Origin of the sequence: Bacillus cereus group sp. Bce019 (genome assembly GCF_051781745.1) — a bacterium.
Lineage (GTDB): Bacteria > Bacillota > Bacilli > Bacillales > Bacillaceae_G > Bacillus_A > Bacillus_A cereus.
On record NZ_JBPWJX010000002.1, the window covers coordinates 436,976 to 455,907 of the forward strand.

Consider the following 18,932-nt stretch of genomic DNA (forward strand, 5'->3'; position numbering starts at 1 on the left):
CCGTTCATTACAAAATGAGCGGTTTTTTTGTGCATACTTATACATTTTTTCAAAAAAGTATTCCATTTTTGCTCATTTTCTTTTAGAATAAGTAATGTTTTCCTGAAAAAATATAAGAGAAACGTCTATTAGAGAAAAAGGTGACTTTAATAGTTGAACGAACATAACACCTAGAATGACAGATGGGGTGGTACAAATAGAAAAGAAGTTAGGATTTTTTCCATTAATCGCATTAGTAGTTGGAACAATGGTTGGTGGCGGTGTTTTTAGTTTACCGCATGATTTAGCAGTAGGAGCAAACAGTGGTGCAATAATAATTGGCTGGTGTATTACAGCGATGGGAATGATTCCACTTGCGCTCGTATATCAAACGTTAGCAAGACAAAAACCGGAACTTGAAGGTGGAATTTATAGTTATGCACGTGCTGGTTTCGGTGAATATATTGGGTTTAATAGTGCTTGGGGATATTGGCTAGCAGGAATCTTAGGTAATGTCGCAACAATTATGTTACTGTTTAGTACATTAGGTTATTTCTTTCCAATTTTCAAAGGAGGAAATAATGTTGCGTCTATCGTTGGGGCATCACTTTTATTATGGACACTTCATTTTTTAATTTTATTTGGAATCCGTGAAGCTTCTATTATGAATGTGATCGCAACAATAGGGAAGTTAGTTCCAATCGTTTTATTTATTGTTGTAATGGTAACAGCCTTTCGCTGGGACACATTTACACATGATTTTTGGGGAGAAGGAACGATCTCACTTTCCGCTATACTTGGCCAAGTGAAAAATACAATGCTTGTAACACTTTGGGTTTTCATTGGAGTTGAAGGAGCGGTTGTATTATCTGGAAGAGCGAAGAATAGTCGAGATGTTGGTAAGGCAACAGTATTGGGACTTATTTTAGTAATGTCCATTTATATTTTAATTTCTGTCCTGTCAATGGGAGCTATGACAAGAGGCGAACTTTCTGTGTTAGAAACTCCGTCCATGGGACATGTATTAGAGCACGTTGTTGGTCCATGGGGTGCAGTTGCGATTAACATCGGATTAGTTGCTTCACTTGTCGGTACATTAATTGGCTGGTTTTTACTTGTTTCTGAAATTTCTCATGTAGCAGGAAAAGATGGCGTATTTCCGAAAGTCTTTACGAAAACAAATAAGAAGCAAACACCGCACATGGCATTATGGATTTCAAATGGTGTTGCCCAAATTATATTTATCATCGTTTTGTTTTCGGAATCAACATATCAAATTATGTATTTCATTGCATCAACATCAATTTTATTACCATATTTATTATCAGCGTTATTCCAATTTAAATTAGTCATTACAAACGAACTAAAAGACGCTAAATTAAAAAACGGAGCGTTAGCTTTAATTGCTTCTATTTACTCTGTATGGCTTCTTTATGCAGCTGGTTTAAAGAATTTACTACTCGTTTCAATTGTGTATGGAATTGGAATTATTGTTTACACGTTTGCAAGAAAAGAACAAGGGAACCGTTGCTTTGTAGGTGCAGAGAAGTATGTGATGTGGGCAATTATTGTTGCGGCTATCACATCAATATATATGTTATTAACTGGAAATATAAAAATGTAAAAAGTCCTTTTCATTTAAAGGGCTTTTTTCTTTGTTTAGAGAATATTTACTACATAAGATATTCAGGAGGGATGAGAATGGAAGAAAAAGAACAGTTGTCTAGAATAATTGATTTAGCTAGTGAGTTAAGGAAAGTATTAGTGCAAGAATCTTTTTTTAATCATCATCCTGAACTAAGAGGAGTCATTGAAAATTTAGCAAGTTCTGTTGAAAATTTGGCCGAATTACAAATAAGTAAAGATGAAAACGCTGAAGATCGATTACGTTACGTACTTGCGAAAATGAAAATTGCTCATAATGCAATTTTACAAGAGAAAAAAGCATTTCCTTCTCATTAATATAAGTTTTTATTTTGAACCTGGCGGATAACGTCAGGTTTTTTATTTCTAGTTTTTCGTTTCTTTCATACACTAAGAATAGTATGAAAAAAGAAGGTGACTAAGGTGAAATTACATAAAGCTCTTCAGCCAAGTTTTATAAAACGAATGTACTATATGAGATTTTTAGGGAAATTTACAAAAGCTGAGAAAGAGAAGAGTGGAGAGAATTTCTTTGTACACTGCTTATCGCCAATACCATTCACTTTACAGGAACAATTTACAAATGAACCATATGTATTTGAAGGGTTATGTAGCAATAAAAAGAATGAAAAAATCTTTTCGGAATTAAAGAAGAGGAAATTAGAAAAGCAATTAGTAATGTTTCGTCTTTATTATGAAAGAGGAAATGTATACGTGGAGTTAATATGTACAGAAGAACCGAAAGAAATAGCAAGCAGCTATAAAATGATTCCGGCACCTAAAGTTACAAATCATAAAAAAAGAGAATCTTTAGAGCGAAAACTTAGCAACGGTTATTTATCATTTCTTATGCCAAAATTTCCGAAAGACTTTGAGCCTCCCGAATTATTGTGGCACGATGGAAGACTGTACGGAAACATATCCCTAAAGTCATCAATTAGCTCAATCGCCTATTTTGAACAGAAACGTGAATGTAAATATATAAACTGCAGTGACTGGACGAAGTATGTAGAAATAGCGGTAGAAGATCAATTATATTTTGTAAGTGATTATGTATATGAGCAATTAAAAAAACGAATGCATGAAGAAGGTAAGCTAGTTGAAGTAGAGGATATAAAAATACAAAAAGATGAATGGGAATGGGATGAGCGTGAATCGTCCTTTTTACAGTATGTACAAAGTATGGTGCATAATAAAGGGTTATATTTGGATGAAACGGATATTTATAATTTCCATATAAGTGTAAAAACAAATATGTTAACGATTCTTGGTGGTATACCGGGCGTTGGGAAATCACGTTTTGTGCAAACTTATGCAGAAGCATTAGGGTTACAGTATGGGGAAGAGTTGGTTTGGATTCCAATTTCGCCATCGTATCAAGAACCACATGATTTACTTGGTTACCTTCATCCAAACGGTACTTTTATTGAATCTGAAGCGAAGTTAGTTAGGACGTTAATGAAGGCGAAAGAAAATCCAAATCAACTGTATATAATCGTTTTTGATGAAATGAACATGTCTCATATTGAGCATTGGTTTACTCCGTTTCTATCTGTTCTTGAACTTGAAACAAAAAATCGTATTTTAAACTTGTATGAGGGTGTACAGGACATAGAGAATTCAATTCCATCAACAGTTGAAATTGGAGAAAATATTATATTTGTAGGTACTGTAAATTTTGATGAAACAACGAAAGAGCTCTCTGATCGATTATTAGACCGAACGAACCTAATAACGTTACAGAAAATTCCGTTTTGTGAGATGGGCATGGAACAGGGGAAAGTCGTATTACATCCACCTTTGAAAGTAACGGCGGGAGAATTTCGGATAAATTGGATGAGAAATAAAGCGATGATTGAAGTGTTTTCTGAAGAAGAATTAGAGCTATTAGATAAGTTGCATGTCGTATTGTCATCACATGACGCGTCTAAGGGAATTTCTTTCCGATGTGCAAATGCAATTGCGACTTATTTGCAAAACATACCGTTTCAAAATAACCATACCTATATGATTAGTAGAGAAGAGGGGTTTGATTTACAAATAAAGCAGCGTGTATTGACGAAAATCAGAGGGACCGAAATGATGGTTGGGCCTTTACTTTCTGAAGAAGCAAAAAGGGGGGCGACCTTAGTACCTCTTTTGCAATCTACACTTGCAAACAGAGTATCTACATTTGAACACTCTTTAGCATATATACGAGAAAAACGTAGAGAACTGGAGTTGTATGGATATGCAAAATGAAGGGCGTTATGAAACAAAAATCGTTGATACGAATGAAACGCTCCCTTTTGTATTAAAGTTAATCATTGGAAATGAGGGGAAAGGAGATTATATTTTATTAAATCGTCTTTGTACATCTACTACAGCATTAGTTCAATGTATTTATAAAGTACAAGAATTAAAACCAATAAGATTGCAGTACAATTATGAAATCCCAATGAATATTACTTTTATATGGAATAAAGTATATGAGGGACAGAAAAATATAAAAGAGGCTCAATATGAAATAAATGAAAAAAAACAAAGAGTATTAATATATGAACACGGGAAAACAGAATTCTTTTATCCATGGCGCTGTGGTCTATACCATTTTGAAGTGCGTATAGAAGATACAACGTATTATGGCGCATTTCAAATCGTACCGAAAAACTTTTTTGATGATCAATTTGAAATGATTCAAGACTATGTGAAGTCAATTTTAAATGAGTTGATTTTGGATAGAGGTTACTATAAAAAAACCTTCTCTGCACTTAGCGATATTGAGGATTCGTCTTATTTAGTGTTACTTAGAAAGTTACCGCAAAAAATGAAAATGATAAAGCAAATCTTTAAGAAAATAGAATCAAGCTCAAAATTTATAAATGAATATAAATGGGAAGGAAAAGAGCGAAAGCCAACAAGAAAAGGAACTATAGTGGCAGAACGAAAACCTTATGCCAAACATTATAATCGTAAGTTTATGGAACAAAAAAATAGTAAGGAAAATGCATTTCTTAAATATAAAGCGATGCAATTTTATCATTATTTAATTGAAGCTAAAAGTTTTTTACGTCAAACAATTGAAATATTAGAAAGAGAAAAAAAGAAAAAATCAGAAGAGTTTCAAGCTGTAAAAACGATTATACAAACAATTGAGCGTAATGGATCAGTAACCGATAGAGAGAAGCAAAAATATAAAAATATACATTTACTAAAAGAAGCCGATTTACGAAAGAGCTCAATGAAAATACAAGAATATAAGATATTGGCGCATATTGTGCATGAAAATGTACAATACTTTCAAATGTTAATGCACTCTTCATTTTGGAGGGAAGTTACTGAAACAAGTAACATGAACTTACATGATTTACCGATACCACATCAACAATTACTACATCATTTAGAAGTACTCCCGCAATATACGGATCAATCTCCATCATTATTATTTGTTTATAAGCCAACGTTTTTAGTGTATGAATATTACGCTTTTTTTATCGTTATTTCACTTTTAGAGCAAATTGGTTTTGAGGCTAGAAACTCCATCCGTGAACAAATACAAGAACATTTTTATGTAGATGGATTACAAGATGGAACGACAGTAGTTTTAGAACGAGATGATATAAAGGTGCATGTCGCATTTAATGACTTAATTGAAACACATCCTCTTATTGCATTAAGTAAAGGTAGTAATTTTTACAATGGTGAGGATACGAAGAAGCCAGATATTCGCTTAGACTGTTATGTAAAAGAAGATGGGAAATACGTATATAAATCTTCTATTATTATTGAAGTGAAGTATAGTCCAATGTACAATATTTTTCAGCACGTCGGAAATACGAAAGCAACTGAGCAAATGTATAAGTACTGGTCTATAAAGTATGTAGAAGAACAGGATGGAAAGCGAGTCTATTATCGAAGGTCAATTTATGAAGTCATTTGTGTATATCCAGGAAGCCATATGCATAGTAAAAAAATTGAGTCTGGATGCGGTGTTTTCTTGCAGTTATATCCATATAAGACGAAACAAGGGGAAGAGAAATTAGCTGGAAAACATGGGATGGTACAAATTTTTGAAAAATGGCTAAAAAGCATTAAGAAGTAAAAGAAATCCTTTTTCATAAAGGATTTCTTTAGATTAAGAAGAATTATATGCTGTATGGAAAGAAACGTAGTGTAATTTAGATTTGAAAAGTGCTACAAATGTGTTATTAAAAGGAATGTGAGCGCGGGATAAAAGTCGATTAAATTGGAATCTAATTCATTTTGCAGAATATAATAAGTCATAAATATTTTTAGTTGCATACGAAGATTTGTTCTTATATGATAGATAGTGAAAGCGTTATCAAAAAAACAGAGCGGCGATGGGAAAGGCGGTTAAATATGTTCCAGCGTGTTCAAACAAAGGAAGAACATTTTGGGTTCGAGCAACTATGGGGAGATTTTTGTGAAGAAAGAAACTTAATGTTCGTAGAACGTAATTTAAATCCATCACGATTTTTATTAATAGAAGATGAACATCCTATTGGTACAGTAGAATGTATTAAGTATACGGTACCTGAACAATCGAATTCTGAGTTTTTCTATCCGTTTTCTAAAAATGATTTAGTAAAAGATTTGAAGAATGTATATGAAATAGGCAAGTTAAGTATTTCGAAAACGTCTCGTGGAAGAGGACATTTCAAAAGGCTAACAGCTATTTTATTTATACATGCGTTAGAAACAAAAGCTGAATGGTACATTGCAGCAGTAACAAAAAGAATGTATATGTATTTACTTACACTTGGTTTTCCAATTGAACCAATAGATAATCCTTTTCAGTTTCATGATACTTTACAAGGTGTACCAGTAAGAATTCATGCTCGAAAAGGGGTTACGCATTTGTATTCTTTAAAAGAATTTCGTGATGTGATTCAAGGGAATGCTCATGCACAGGCATTAATTACAGAATACAGTAAAAATATTATGTTAACGAAATAAAGCGAAGTGAATATGTATAATAAAGAGAATAATATTTGTATAGGATATAACTCTTCATTAAAAAAGACCCTTATTATTTTAATAAGGGTCTAAAAATTATAATCCAAATATACTAAAAATCATTTTGCGGCGCTTCGGTTTCTTTTCTCGTTCATATGTTGGTTTTGAATCCGGAGTAATATAAATGGGTTCTTCTTTCGTTAGGGCAGCTTCTAACTTTTGAATTCGCTCTAACATTTCCTCCATTTCACGACGGTGTTGTAAAAGTTGGTACGTGACGACATCATTTGCCTTATCTTGCATTTGTTCTTCCATTCGATCAAGTCTTCTCGTAATAGTGTTTAATTGATTAGCTAATTGCTCAAAATCATTCGATGATATGTTTTGAACAATTGTATTAACTTGAGTTTTTAATTCCTCAACTTCATTTGAGGAAGCCTTTTGAGTAGATTGAGAATTTTGAGATTGCTCTATTTGAAATCGATGGTGTTCTAACATTTGATCGACATCCTCTTGTGTGAAAATAAAGTGGCCATATTTGTTTTTCTCTATCGTAAGATTTAATTGTTGCGCGATCCGGACAACAGCCTTTGGGCTAACACCTAATTTCTTTGCGATAAATGGTGTTTTATATTCCAAAATAATCCCTCCTATATATATCCTGTTGAATGATTTCGAGCTATGAAGTAAGTTCCCTTCTAGTGCGACAAAAGAAGTGTGGAATCGGCAAAGAAAGTGTTTTTTCACGAAATTGAGTTGAGGAGAATAGTTCTTTTAAATAAAAATGTCTTATCGTAACATTTGGAATAATTTGACGAGTGTAAATGAATTAGATTATCATAATGATAAATATCTTTTTTATGTATGCATATAATATATAAAAAGGTGGTTGCTAATGTAGAATTTTGTTAGAGTATTAGAATGCTTACTTCACTTGAATAAAATTAAGTAGGAGGTGGCTTCCTTGCTTACAAAGTAAGTAAGGAAAAGTATTTGGACATATATAGTATAAGTATAGTGATTGTTTTAATTGCCTTAACGGCATTTTTCGTTGCAGCAGAATTTGCAATTGTTAAAGTGAGAAGTTCACGAATTGACTATTTAATTGCAGAAGGAAATAATCGTGCAACATCGGTCAAAACAGTCATTACAAACTTAGACGAATATTTATCTGCTTGTCAGTTAGGAATTACTGTTACAGCTTTAGGAATTGGGTGGTTTGGTAAACCTGCGTTAAAGCAAATGTTTGATACGCTTTTTGCAAATTGGAATATCTCTACTCAACTAGCAGACATTTTTGCTGTAACTTTAGTATTTTTGTTAATTACTTTTTTACATGTTGTAATAGGGGAATTGGCCCCAAAAACATTTGCAATTCAAAAATCTGAACAAGTGAGTTTGCTTGTTTCTAAGCCGTTAATTTTCTTTTATCGTATTGCATTCCCATTCATTTGGCTATTAAATGGTTCAGCTCGAATCATTACGAAGCTGCTAGGGCTGAAACCGCCGAAGGGGCATGATGAGGTTCATTCAGAAGAAGAATTACGGTTGTTAGTTTCAGAAAGTTATAAAAATGGTGAGATTAATCAATCTGAATATAAATATGTAAATAAAATTTTTGAATTTGATGATCGGATTGCAAAAGAAATAATGGTACCTCGAACTGAAATGAATATTATAAGTAAAGAAATGCCTGCTGAAGAAGCTTTGCAAAAAATGTCTCGCGAAAAATATACAAGATATCCAGTTGTTGATGGCGACAAAGACCACGTAATAGGTTTTGTGAATTTTAAAGATATTTTTACTGAGTTTGTACAACATAAAGCTGTTAATAAGAAGACAGTAGAGCAATATGTGAGACCAATTATTTTAGTTATCGATTCTATTCCAATTCATGATTTGTTTTTGAAAATGCAAAAAGAAAGAACACATATTGCTATATTGATAGATGAATATGGTGGAACATCTGGACTTGTTACTGTTGAAGATATTCTGGAAGAAATTGTTGGAGATATTCAGGATGAGTTTGATACGGATGAGCAGCCAGAAATTCAACAAGTTAGTGAAACGAAGACGATACTAGAGGGAAAAGTACTTGTTAGTGAAGTGAATACGTTATTTGGTTTAGGGATTGATGATGATGGTGTTGATACAATCGGTGGTTGGATTTTAACGAAGAATATAGAGATTGCTGAAGAGGATTCCATTGAAATTGAAAATTATAAGTTTTGTGTGAAAGAATTAGATGGACATTATATAAAAAGATTAGAAGTTACAAAGATAGTAGAATCGATTGTTATTTTAGAAGATGAAAAACAAATTTCGTTACAAGAGCAAATTAGCTCGTAAACTCTGCTATATAGCAGAGTTTTTTTGAGCATAATGTTTTTTGAGGGATAAGGGCTATGATACAATGACATAAGTCAAACCTTTCACTAGGTGAAGTATTGTTGTATACATATATTTGGAAGGAGAAGAATTATGAAAAAGCATTTATATATAAATGGAGATTGGAAATCTGTAAACACGTATAAACCATTATACGCACCATATTCTGAAGAAACATTAGCGGAAATTGCACAAGGCACGGAAGAAGATGTAAAAGAGGCTGTTACCGCTGCAAAAAATGCAATGACAAAAATGAATAAATTATCTGCATATGATCGTGCGACTATTTTAGAGAAAGTTGCACAAAAAATGGATGAAAGAAGAGAAGAATTTGCAGAGATTATTGCAAAAGAAGCTGCAAAACCAATACGTGCTGCAAGGGGAGAAGTAGATCGTACTGTTCAAACATACAAATTTGCAGCTGAAGAAGCGAAGCGTATATATGGTGAGACATTGCCATTAGACGCCGCACCTGGTGCAGATGGGCGTATTGCATATACAATCCGAAAGCCGATTGGGGTTATAGGGGCTATTACACCATTTAATTTCCCATTAAATTTAGTAGCGCATAAAGTTGGACCAGCAATCGCTGCCGGAAATACAGTTGTATTAAAGCCAGCTGATCAAACGCCATTATCATCTTATGCATTAGTTGAGTTATTTGAAGAGGCAGGATTGCCAAATGGAGCTTTAAATATCATTTCTGGCCCTGGCTCCACGGTTGGTGAGGCAATCGTCAAAAATGATTACGTTGCTTCTATTACTTTTACCGGAAGTCCAAAAGTTGGAATCGGAATAAAACAAAAGGCTGGGCTAAAACGAGTTACGTTAGAACTAGGCTCAAATGCTGCTGTTATTATTGATGAAGATGTAGAGTTAACAGATGAAATAATTGAACGTGTAAAATGGGGAGCATTTGTTAATAATGGGCAAGTTTGTATTTCAGTACAACGTGTTTTTGTACATGAAACGAAAATACATGAATTTCTCTCAAAGCTAAAGAAAGCGATGGAATCAGTTGTTGTTGGTGATCCATTGCTTGAGGAAACAGATGTATCAGCTTTAATTTCAAAAAAAGATGTAGAGCGAATTGATATGTGGGTTCAAGAAGCAATTAAGGAAGGAGCAACTGTTTTATGTGGTGGTAAGAAGCAGGATGCAAGAATTTTTGAACCGACTGTATTAACAAATGTTCCAGATCATGTATCTGTGCAGTGCCAAGAAGTATTCGGTCCACTCATGACAGTAAATACATTTAAAGAATTTGATGAAGCGATTGAGCAAGTAAATAATTCGCGTTACGGCTTACAGGCAGGAGTATTTACAAATAATTTATTTAAAGCAATGCGTGCAATTGATGAGCTAGAGGTTGGTGGTGTCATGATTAATGATATTCCAACGTTCAGAGTAGATCATATGCCTTATGGTGGTGTGAAAGAAAGTGGCATGGGACGCGAAGGAATTAAATATGCAATAGAAGAAATGACAGAAATGAAATTAGTATGTATTAAAAAATAAAGTGGAAAAACTTAAAACTTGCACTAAAAAACGAGTAGGAAATGTTTACGATTCCATACTCGTTTTTTACGCTTCTAGTAACTATTTAATTAAGTGTAACTTTTACTTCATTTCTTGTTTGAAAATAGTATCTTCTACATAAATTTGTTCTTTATCTATAGCAGTAGCATGAGTTAATACTAAACCGATTGGTGTTTTTGTATCTTTATTTTGAACAATTGTAAAAGGAACATTTTTTTCGTTTGCTAATTTAATGTATTTTGATAAATGTGGGTAAGCAATGCCACCATTTAGGAGGAGTTGTAATGATTGAGAAGAGCGCATGCTACCCGCCACTTCAGAGTATACATTACTTTGCATTACTTGACCGATTGTTAAAGCGATTTCCACACGCTCACGTAATGTAGTTAAATACATATTACGTTCTTCTGGTTTGTTTTGCTTTTGGCCGTAAATGCCTTCTTGGAGATAATCTTCCACATTTTTATTTACCATATTTTTCACACCTTTCATTTTCTATTGTACGCAAGAATTAAAAATGATGCAAAAAAAAGTCGTTTTGACTACGGAAATAATGAAAATATGTGAAGGAAAAAGGGGATTTGTATACAATTAGTTAAATAAGAAAGAAAAAATAATTTTATCAACAGAAATTAACAAAATGTGACAAAAATCTATTAACGAATCGTATTTTTTGTGTTAATATTCAAAATATAAAGGGTATTCGTCGTATGGAAATGGAGGGAATGGAGGTTTTTCCAATCGATAAGGATATTAAAGAAATATTTTGTTCACACTTGAAAAACAATAGGCACCAATTCGTAGAGAACTGGAAAAACAAAATGATAATTTCCGAAAAAGATCCATTTAAACTAGAAGTAGTTCAAAATGGAGAGGATTTACTAGAGTTAATTATCGAACTTATTATGGAAGATAAAGATATAAATTATCTTCAACCGTTATGTGAGAAAATTGCTATTGAACGTGCTGGAGCAGATGCGAATATTGGAGATTTTGTTTATAACGCAAACGTGGGAAGAAATGAACTTTTCGAAGCGATGTGTGAATTAGATGTTAGCGCTCGTGAATTGAAACCAATTATGGCAAAAATACATACTTGTTTTGACAAATTAATTTATTATACCGTTTTAAAATACTCGGAAATTATATCGAAGAATTTAGAGGAAAAACAGCAATATATTAATGAAACACATAAAGAAAGGCTGACGATTTTAGGGCAAATGTCAGCTAGTTTTGTACATGAATTTCGTAATCCGCTTACTTCCATTATGGGGTTTGTTAAATTATTAAAGGCGGATCATCCGAGTTTATCGTATTTAGATATTATTTCGCATGAATTAGATCAATTAAATTTTCGTATTTCGCAATTTTTACTCGTATCGAAAAAAGAAATGTGGAATGAATCGGAACGGTTTTGGCTTAATGACTTGTTTCAAGACATTATACAATTCTTATATCCGAGTTTGGTCAATGCGAATGTTTTGATTGAAAAGAATTTACCGTATCCAATTCCGCTTGTTGGTTATCGGAGTGAAGTGAGACAAGTATTTTTAAACATATTAATGAATTCAATTGATGCTCTTGAATCAATGAAAGAAGAACGAAAAATTATCATTGATGTATTTGAAGAAGATCAAGCTATTCGAATTGTGATAAAAAATAATGGACCAATGATTCCAGCTGAAAATGTAGAAACGATTTTTGAACCATTTGTAACTACTAAAAAGTTAGGAACTGGTATTGGATTATTTGTATGTAAACAAATTGTGGAAAAACATAATGGATCCATTATGTGTCGATCAGATAACGATTGGACAGAATTTCAAATTGCATTTCAAAAATAAACAGTCTACACCAAATGAATGGTGTAGACTGTTTTAATTTGTGAGTATAACGGCTTCTAATTTAGGATCTTTAGTTGAATAACCTACTATTGAAATTGTATAAATAACATTTGGTTCAACATTGAATTTTGGTATAGTCAATAAAACGTTTTTATTATCTGCGAGTGAAATTTCAATATCTGCTGTACCAGGGCTAACTTGCAAAAAATCTGTTATTTGTTTAAAGAGTACATTTTCAAATAAATGATCTCCATCTTTTAAATCTACGTTTACAACAGGGGTATCTGGAGAGAAATGTGCAAACCGTATTTTGGCTTGACCAGCTGGTAAATGTGTATTATCAAGTATAGGCTGTAATTGTAGGTGATTATCACTATTTATTGCAGCAAGAGTATAAGTATGATTTCCCATTATTGGTACCAACGCTGAAAAGATTGGAGTTTCATTTCCGACAGGAACAATATCTATACGGTATTTACCTTGCACTAATGATAAATAAGGGCTGAATTGCTTAAATGAAATATTTTTAATAACCTTTTGTCCGTTTACTAAAATGTCAACCGCTGGTATATTTGGATCGGCATGAAAAATTCTTATATGTGACGGTAAAGCAGCTTCTTGTGAGTCTCTTGTTTCATACGCCTGTACAAGTTTTGATAGTGCATCGTAATATTTCATATATAATTCTATATATTTTTTAGGATTACGAAACTGATAGTAACGTGCGAGTTGTTCGTATTGTGTAACTTCTTGTCCATATTTTTCGATTTCAGATTGAGACATGAACATTCCTCCTTTGTCATCATTAAAACTATATGCGAAGCAAGAAAGCGGTTATGCAAAAAAAATGATTTTATAAAGGGAAAATTAAAAATTGACAACAAATATGTTTTCATAAAGAGGTGCTGGTGCTTACGAGAATTTCGCAGAGTAAAGCAGTACATATGACTGTACGAAAGTAAAATAAATGCCAAATTGAAAGTGCATTTCAATTAACATATTGAATACATGTCCAAAAATCGCTAGAAAACTAGGGATTTTTTTAATTATAGGCAAATACACATACAAAGTGATAATTGTCCTACATAAATTATAAAGGAAAGATACTTTGAATCTGAGGAAAGGAGTGCCACTTCGGGATAGGGATATCCCGATAGTAATTGTGAATGAAGTTATGAAAAGGTTTTGTGTTATAGGCTGTAGGATGAATTTGTAAACTTCATTTTTCTATTTATTTTAGCAATTGACAGTATTAACCCATAAGAGAGCGTCATGACGAACTGATTAGTGTGGTTAATCGGTTCTTTTTTTATAGTTTAAAACTGAAAAGTTTACATAATGAATAGGAATCTGAATTGATTAGTAAGGTGGGTGTCGAAATTTGTTTTAAAATATGCAATTTAAAGTAGGATAATAGGAAGGAGTTTAACGGGAGTTCCGTCGAAGTGTACAGAATGTCGGCATTTAAGGGCAGCTGGCATTATGCTATAAAAACATTTGGTGATGTAGTCATTTCATATAAAAAGGAGGGTTATTTGGGCGTATAGAAAAGGGTTGGTCTTCGGTTTTTTAGTTCTGAATTTTCTGTTTTATAAAAATTTTAAGCACTCATTTGTATATTTTATAATAGTTTTTTGATAAATTCACTGCTTTTGCAGAGGATTCTTTTTTATGAAAGAAACGTCAATTTTCTTCATATATATATACAAATTGGAGAAATGGGGGAGCGCTATGCGCGATTACTTAATTAAACCACTTGTTGGTCAGCCGTATCCAATGATTTCACATGGAAAAGGTGTTTATTTGTATGATCAAAATGGCAATAAATATTTTGATGGTTCGTCAGGAGCAATTACGGCAGGTATTGGGCATGGCGTAAAGGAGATTGCAGACGTTATTAAAAAGCAAGCTGAGGAGATTGCTTTCGTTTATAGATCACAGTTTACGAGTGAACCAGCTGAAAAATTAGCGAAGAAGTTAAGTGATTTAAGTGTAGGAGATTTGAACTGGAGTTTTTTTGTAAATAGTGGCACGGAAGCGAATGAAACAGCTATGAAAATTGCAATTCAGCATTTTCAAGAGCGAGGTATTCAAGGGAAACATAAAATTTTATCAAGATGGATGAGTTATCACGGTATTACGATGGGTGCTTTATCGATGTCTGGGCATCCACTACGTAGACAACGTTTCGTATCTATTTTGGAAGATTATCCGACTATACCAGCTCCATATTGTTTCAGATGTCCTGTTCAAAAAGTATATCCAACTTGTCAGCTGGCATGTGCGACTGAACTAGAAAGATCAATTGAAAGAATTGGTGCAGAGCATATTGCTGCTTTTATTGCTGAGCCGATTATCGGAGCAGCTGGAGGCGCGGTTGTTCCGCCGAAGGACTATTATAAAGTCATTAAAGAGATTTGCGACCATTACGATATTTTATTTATTGCGGATGAAGTAATGACTGGGCTTGGTCGTACTGGAGCATGGTTTGCGATGGAGCATTGGGGCGTAGAGCCGGATATTATGACACTTGGTAAAGGGTTAGGAGCGGGATATACACCGATGGCAGCGACAGTTGTAAGTGATCGTGTTATGGAACCAATATTACGTGGATCACGTTCAGTAATGAGCGGTCATACGTTAAGTGCAAATCCATTGTCTGCAGCAACGGCTTTAGCTGTTATTGAATATATGGAGAAATATAATCTTCCTGAAAAAACAGCAGAAAAGGGAGAGTATTTAATAAAAGGCTTACAGAAAGTTCAGCAACAATCGACAATCATTGCTGATGTGCGCGGAAAAGGGTTGCTAATCGGAGTAGAATTGCAACCGTTTACAAAAGCGTCAGAGCTTATTTCAGTTGCAGCTAAAAATGGTCTACTTTTATACCAAGCAGTTTCAGGGCAAGCAGGAAAAGAAGATAGTGCACTGCTTGTAGCACCGCCAATGACAACTACATATTCCGAGTTAGATGAATTACTTTCAATTTTCTCTAAAAGTGTGGAAGAAATGATGCAAAAAGGAGGGCATAGTATCGCATGACAACTATTACAAATACATTCGGTAAATTAAAAGAAATTGAGGAAGTAATTTCTTTGTTCCATGATGATATGACATTGATGTTTGGGGGATTTGGAGGGATTGGATCCCCTCCATCTTTAATACAGGCAATTTTAGAAAAAGGCGTTACAAATTTAAATTTAATTGGAAATGACACTGGATTTCCTGATGTAGGTATCGGTCGTCTTGTTACAAATGAAAGAGTTAAATCAATAATTACTTCTCACATTGGCTCCAATCCAAATGCAGGAAGGCAACTAAACGAGGGAAGATTACAAATTGAGTTTTCTCCGCAGGGAACATTAGCAGAGCGTATTCGCGCTGGTGGCGTTGGTCTTGGTGGTGTTTTAGTTGATGTTGGTGTTGATACGATTGTGGAAGAGGGAAAACGAACAGTTGAAATGAATGGTAAGACCTACTTAGTTGAAACAGCATTAACTGCTGAAGTTTCAATTGTATATGCGAAAAAGGCAGATCCGTTTGGTAATCTTTTATTTGACAAAAGTGCACGAAATATGAATCCCCATGTAGCTATGGCTGGGGATATAACAATTGTAGAAGCAGAAGAAATAGTCCCGCTTGGAAGTTTAGATCCAGAGGAAATTGTCGTTCCAGGTGTTTTCGTAAATTATATTGTACCGTCGGAAGGAGTGAACTGGAAATGGGTATGGGCGTAGAAGTGAGGGATAAGATTGCTAGGCGTGCGGCGAAAGAAATACAAAATGGTATGATTGTAAATTTAGGTATTGGCATACCATCGCTTGTACCAAATCATTTGCCTGACGATATAAATGTTATGTTTCATGCGGAAAATGGAATCGTCGGCATGGGACCAACGCCAAGTAAAGGGAATGAAGATGAAAATTTGTGTAATGCAGCAGGTTTACCAACTTCTCTTATAACAGGAGCGAGTTATTTCGATAGCTGCACAGCGTTTGGGATGATTCGAAAAGGTTTGCTAGACATAACGATTCTTGGTTCATTACAAGTAAGTGAAAATGGTGATTTAGCAAACTGGATTGTACCTGGAAAACGTGTTCCAGGTATTGGTGGAGCAATGGATTTAGCACAAAAAGCGAAGCGGGTCGTTGTTGTAATGAATCATGTTGATAAGTACGGAAATGCAAAAATTGTTTCAGAGTGTACATTGCCATTAACTTCAAAGAAATGTGTAGATTTAATTATTACTGATATGGCAGTCATGGAGGTAACTCCGAGTGGACTTATATTACAAGAATTAATGAGCCCATACACAGTAGAAGATGTAAAACGACATACAGAAGCTGATTTTCAAATTAGTTCTAACTTACTAGTAATTGAATGAAGGGAGATGTAATATATGGAGCAATTAAAAAAGCAAGTTTGTGATTATATTGAGAGCCATGAAGAGGAAAGTGTGAAATTTTTAAAACGATTAATTCAAGAAAAGAGCGTATCTGGTGATGAAAGCGGTGCGCAGGCAATTGTGATTGAAAAATTACGTGAATTAGGTTTAGAGCTCGATATATGGGAGCCTTCTTTTTCTAAAATGAAAGATCATCCTTATTTTGTATCACCCCGTACAAGTTTTTCAGATAGCCCAAATATTGTAGCAACTTTAAAAGGAAGTGGCGACGGGAAATCTATGATATTGAATGGGCATATTGATGTAGTTCCAGAAGGGGATGTGAATCAGTGGGAACATCATCCTTATAGCGGTGAGAAAATCGGAAATCGTATATATGGCCGTGGAACAACGGATATGAAGGGCGGAAATGTCGCACTTATGCTTGCGATGGAAGCGATTATTGAATCTAACATTGAATTAAAAGGAGACATCTATTTTCAAAGTGTAATAGAAGAGGAAAGTGGCGGAGCAGGGACATTGGCAACTATATTACGAGGATATAAGGCAGATGGTGTCATTATTCCGGAGCCTACTAATATGAAGTTTTTCCCGAAACAACAAGGTTCCATGTGGTTTCGTCTACGTGTAAAAGGGAAAGCTGCACACGGTGGAACGCGCTATGAAGGGGTTAGTGCAATTGAAAAAAGTATGTTTGTTATAGAACATGTAAGAAAGCTAGAGGAGAAAAGAAATAGTCGAATTACAGATCCGTTATTTAAAGAAATTCCGATTCCAATTCCAATTAACATTGGGAAAATTGAAGGAGGGAGTTGGCCAAGTTCTGTTCCCGATGAATTAATTTTAGAAGGAAGATGCGGTGTTGCGCCGAATGAGACTATAGAGGCGGCAAAAGAAGAGTTTGAGAATTGGATTGCTGAATTAAATGATGTGGACAATTGGTTTGTTGAAAATCCAGTAGAAGTAGAATGGTTTGGAGCGAGATGGGTTCCTGGTGAACTAGAAGAGAATCATGAACTCATTACGACACTTCATCACAACTTTGTTGAAATCGAAGGGAACGAACCAATTATTGAAGCATCTCCGTGGGGGACTGATGGAGGTTTATTTACACAAATTGCAAACGTACCAACAATAGTATTTGGTCCAGGAGAGACGAAAGTAGCACACTATCCAAACGAATATATAGAAGTTGATAAAATGATAGCTGCCGCAAAAATTATTGCATGTACATTACTAGATTGGTGTGAGGTGAAAAAATGAAATACTATGAATCTTTTAGAGAACAGACGAATTGTTATACAGTAGAAGGTGTTTTAGATTATTTTAATAAGCGTATTCGGGTAGATCACTATACAGGAAATGTTGAAAGTATTATACAGACCATTGACGAACTAGCAGAGAAACATTCTTTCACTAAATGTATTATTAAAGGAAAGGGAGAGCATGTTTCAACATGGCTCTCTTTCGGTTTTTTGTTGGAAGCAACGATACCTCATTATTTTCAAGGGCACGATGCATACTTTTTTGTGAAATATAATAATGATGAAAGACGAAATAGTATGCATTGGACTGAGGAAGATACTATATTAAGCGGTGTAAAAGGAAAAGAAATAAAAGAAAAAGTAGTTCCAGAGAAATTTTTGCTGAGAAAAGCGACTGAAGAAGATGCAGAAGAATTAGCAACTGTATTCGGAAAAGTATTTGAAGTGTATCCGACACCTTTAAATGAAGCGAGTTATGTATTACAGACGATGAAAGAAGACGATACAATTTACTACGTGTATGAATTTGAGGGGAAAATTATTAGTACAGCATCTGCAGAAATGAACATAAAGGAAGGGAATGCAGAATTAACGAATTGTGCTACTTTACCTGAATACCGTAAACATGGATTTATGAAAAGTTTACTAATTAAATTAGAGGAAGAACTTCAAGAAAGATCTATTTTCTGCTCCTATACAATTGCTCGATCGCTTTCTTTCGGAATGAATGCTGCCTTTCATCAATTAGGCTATACGTATACAGGAAGACTGGCGAATAATTGCTACATTTTCGATAAGTTGGAAGATATGAATATATGGGTGAAAGATCTATCTAGCTATTCGAAAGCAGTAAAACTTCCGCCTCAAAATTTGGCTGTAAAGCAAAACAGTTAGGTGGAGCTGGGTGTTTGA

The 18,932-nt window shown here is 34.2% G+C and carries 16 protein-coding genes; 13 read left to right on the forward strand and 3 right to left on the reverse strand.

The annotated features are described in order from the left end of the window. Positions 1–175: 175 nt before the first annotated feature. The 5 genes from ACS2QP_RS05655 (at position 176) to ACS2QP_RS05675 (ending at position 6,579) form a co-directional block, all read left to right on the forward strand. Complete coding sequence (locus ACS2QP_RS05655; RefSeq protein WP_000129444.1) at positions 176–1,603, forward strand: basic amino acid/polyamine antiporter; 1,428 nt, start codon at positions 176–178, stop codon at positions 1,601–1,603. Between the two features lie 77 nt (positions 1,604–1,680). Beyond that, on the forward strand, positions 1,681–1,941 hold the full coding sequence (locus tag ACS2QP_RS05660) for a hypothetical protein (protein ID WP_000391445.1): 261 nt from the start codon (positions 1,681–1,683) through the stop codon (positions 1,939–1,941). A 105-nt stretch (positions 1,942–2,046) separates the two neighbouring features. Continuing rightward, positions 2,047–3,864, forward strand: coding sequence for an AAA family ATPase (locus tag ACS2QP_RS05665; protein WP_438882203.1), 1,818 nt, complete (start codon positions 2,047–2,049; stop codon positions 3,862–3,864). Next, positions 3,854–5,704: a hypothetical protein gene (locus ACS2QP_RS05670; RefSeq protein WP_001178729.1), complete on the forward strand. Its 1,851-nt coding sequence runs from the start codon at positions 3,854–3,856 to the stop codon at positions 5,702–5,704. Before ACS2QP_RS05665 ends, ACS2QP_RS05670 begins: the two co-directional genes overlap by 11 nt. Before the next feature lie 278 nt (positions 5,705–5,982). Then, on the forward strand, positions 5,983–6,579 hold the full coding sequence (locus ACS2QP_RS05675) for a hypothetical protein (protein WP_000487796.1): 597 nt from the start codon (positions 5,983–5,985) through the stop codon (positions 6,577–6,579). Between the two features lie 96 nt (positions 6,580–6,675). Here ACS2QP_RS05675 and racA read toward each other — a convergent pair whose 3' ends face one another. Beyond that, positions 6,676–7,218, reverse strand: a complete 543-nt coding sequence (gene racA, locus ACS2QP_RS05680) for a chromosome-anchoring protein RacA (RefSeq protein ID WP_000456023.1) — start codon at positions 7,216–7,218, stop codon at positions 6,676–6,678. A 354-nt stretch (positions 7,219–7,572) separates the two neighbouring features. Here racA and ACS2QP_RS05685 point away from each other — a divergent pair, with 354 nt between their 5' ends. Then, a complete protein-coding gene (locus ACS2QP_RS05685; RefSeq protein ID WP_002178010.1) occupies positions 7,573–8,928 on the forward strand; it encodes a hemolysin family protein in 1,356 nt (451 codons plus the stop codon). Positions 8,929–9,060: 132 nt separating this feature from the next. Continuing rightward, positions 9,061–10,485, forward strand: a complete 1,425-nt coding sequence (locus tag ACS2QP_RS05690; RefSeq protein WP_438882204.1) for an aldehyde dehydrogenase family protein — start codon at positions 9,061–9,063, stop codon at positions 10,483–10,485. Positions 10,486–10,587: 102 nt separating this feature from the next. On the opposite strand, the gene ACS2QP_RS05695 is transcribed toward ACS2QP_RS05690, so the two are convergent. Beyond that, positions 10,588–10,980: a YueI family protein gene (locus ACS2QP_RS05695; protein WP_000247558.1), complete on the reverse strand. Its 393-nt coding sequence runs from the start codon at positions 10,978–10,980 to the stop codon at positions 10,588–10,590. A gap of 236 nt (positions 10,981–11,216) precedes the next feature. Between ACS2QP_RS05695 and ACS2QP_RS05700 the strand changes: the two genes are divergently transcribed. After that, on the forward strand, positions 11,217–12,350 hold the full coding sequence (locus ACS2QP_RS05700; RefSeq protein ID WP_438882206.1) for a BA2291 family sporulation histidine kinase: 1,134 nt from the start codon (positions 11,217–11,219) through the stop codon (positions 12,348–12,350). 33 nt (positions 12,351–12,383) lie between these two features. On the opposite strand, the gene ACS2QP_RS05705 is transcribed toward ACS2QP_RS05700, so the two are convergent. Then, a complete protein-coding gene (locus ACS2QP_RS05705) occupies positions 12,384–13,133 on the reverse strand; it encodes a DUF4397 domain-containing protein (RefSeq protein ID WP_000083284.1) in 750 nt (249 codons plus the stop codon). A 948-nt stretch (positions 13,134–14,081) separates the two neighbouring features. Here ACS2QP_RS05705 and ACS2QP_RS05710 point away from each other — a divergent pair. Genes ACS2QP_RS05710 through ablB form a run of 5 tightly spaced genes read left to right on the forward strand, consistent with a single transcriptional unit; the run spans position 14,082 to position 18,914 of the window. Continuing rightward, positions 14,082–15,392, forward strand: coding sequence for an aspartate aminotransferase family protein (locus tag ACS2QP_RS05710; protein ID WP_042866874.1), 1,311 nt, complete (start codon positions 14,082–14,084; stop codon positions 15,390–15,392). Then, positions 15,389–16,087, forward strand: coding sequence for an acetate CoA-transferase subunit alpha (atoD, locus tag ACS2QP_RS05715; RefSeq protein ID WP_326264715.1), 699 nt, complete (start codon positions 15,389–15,391; stop codon positions 16,085–16,087). The genes ACS2QP_RS05710 and atoD overlap by 4 nt, the downstream gene beginning before the upstream one ends. Next, positions 16,072–16,734 (forward strand): CoA transferase subunit B, encoded by a 663-nt coding sequence (locus tag ACS2QP_RS05720; RefSeq protein WP_000525278.1) that lies wholly within the window; start codon positions 16,072–16,074, stop codon positions 16,732–16,734. Before atoD ends, ACS2QP_RS05720 begins: the two co-directional genes overlap by 16 nt. A 15-nt stretch (positions 16,735–16,749) precedes the next feature. Next, complete coding sequence (locus ACS2QP_RS05725; RefSeq protein ID WP_000436698.1) at positions 16,750–18,018, forward strand: peptidase; 1,269 nt, start codon at positions 16,750–16,752, stop codon at positions 18,016–18,018. Next, on the forward strand, positions 18,015–18,914 hold the full coding sequence (gene ablB / locus ACS2QP_RS05730) for a putative beta-lysine N-acetyltransferase (protein ID WP_086385972.1): 900 nt from the start codon (positions 18,015–18,017) through the stop codon (positions 18,912–18,914). Before ACS2QP_RS05725 ends, ablB begins: the two co-directional genes overlap by 4 nt. Positions 18,915–18,932: the final 18 nt, after the last annotated feature.

Bases quoted from the DNA above. Each gene is read 5' to 3' on its own strand.
- ACS2QP_RS05655 (WP_000129444.1), top strand. From the start codon at position 176: ATGACAGATGGGGTGGTACAAATAGAAAAGAAGTTAGGATTTTTTCCA.
- ACS2QP_RS05660 (WP_000391445.1), top strand. From the start codon at position 1,681: ATGGAAGAAAAAGAACAGTTGTCTAGAATAATTGATTTAGCTAGTGAG.
- ACS2QP_RS05670 (WP_001178729.1), top strand. From the start codon at position 3,854: ATGCAAAATGAAGGGCGTTATGAAACAAAAATCGTTGATACGAATGAA.
- ACS2QP_RS05675 (WP_000487796.1), top strand. From the start codon at position 5,983: ATGTTCCAGCGTGTTCAAACAAAGGAAGAACATTTTGGGTTCGAGCAA.
- ACS2QP_RS05690 (WP_438882204.1), top strand. From the start codon at position 9,061: ATGAAAAAGCATTTATATATAAATGGAGATTGGAAATCTGTAAACACG.
- ACS2QP_RS05695 (WP_000247558.1), bottom strand. From the start codon at position 10,980: ATGGTAAATAAAAATGTGGAAGATTATCTCCAAGAAGGCATTTACGGC.
- ACS2QP_RS05700 (WP_438882206.1), top strand. From the start codon at position 11,217: ATGGAAATGGAGGGAATGGAGGTTTTTCCAATCGATAAGGATATTAAA.
- ACS2QP_RS05705 (WP_000083284.1), bottom strand. From the start codon at position 13,133: ATGTCTCAATCTGAAATCGAAAAATATGGACAAGAAGTTACACAATAC.
- ACS2QP_RS05710 (WP_042866874.1), top strand. From the start codon at position 14,082: ATGCGCGATTACTTAATTAAACCACTTGTTGGTCAGCCGTATCCAATG.
- atoD (WP_326264715.1), top strand. From the start codon at position 15,389: ATGACAACTATTACAAATACATTCGGTAAATTAAAAGAAATTGAGGAA.
- ACS2QP_RS05720 (WP_000525278.1), top strand. From the start codon at position 16,072: ATGGGTATGGGCGTAGAAGTGAGGGATAAGATTGCTAGGCGTGCGGCG.
- ACS2QP_RS05725 (WP_000436698.1), top strand. From the start codon at position 16,750: ATGGAGCAATTAAAAAAGCAAGTTTGTGATTATATTGAGAGCCATGAA.
- ablB (WP_086385972.1), top strand. From the start codon at position 18,015: ATGAAATACTATGAATCTTTTAGAGAACAGACGAATTGTTATACAGTA.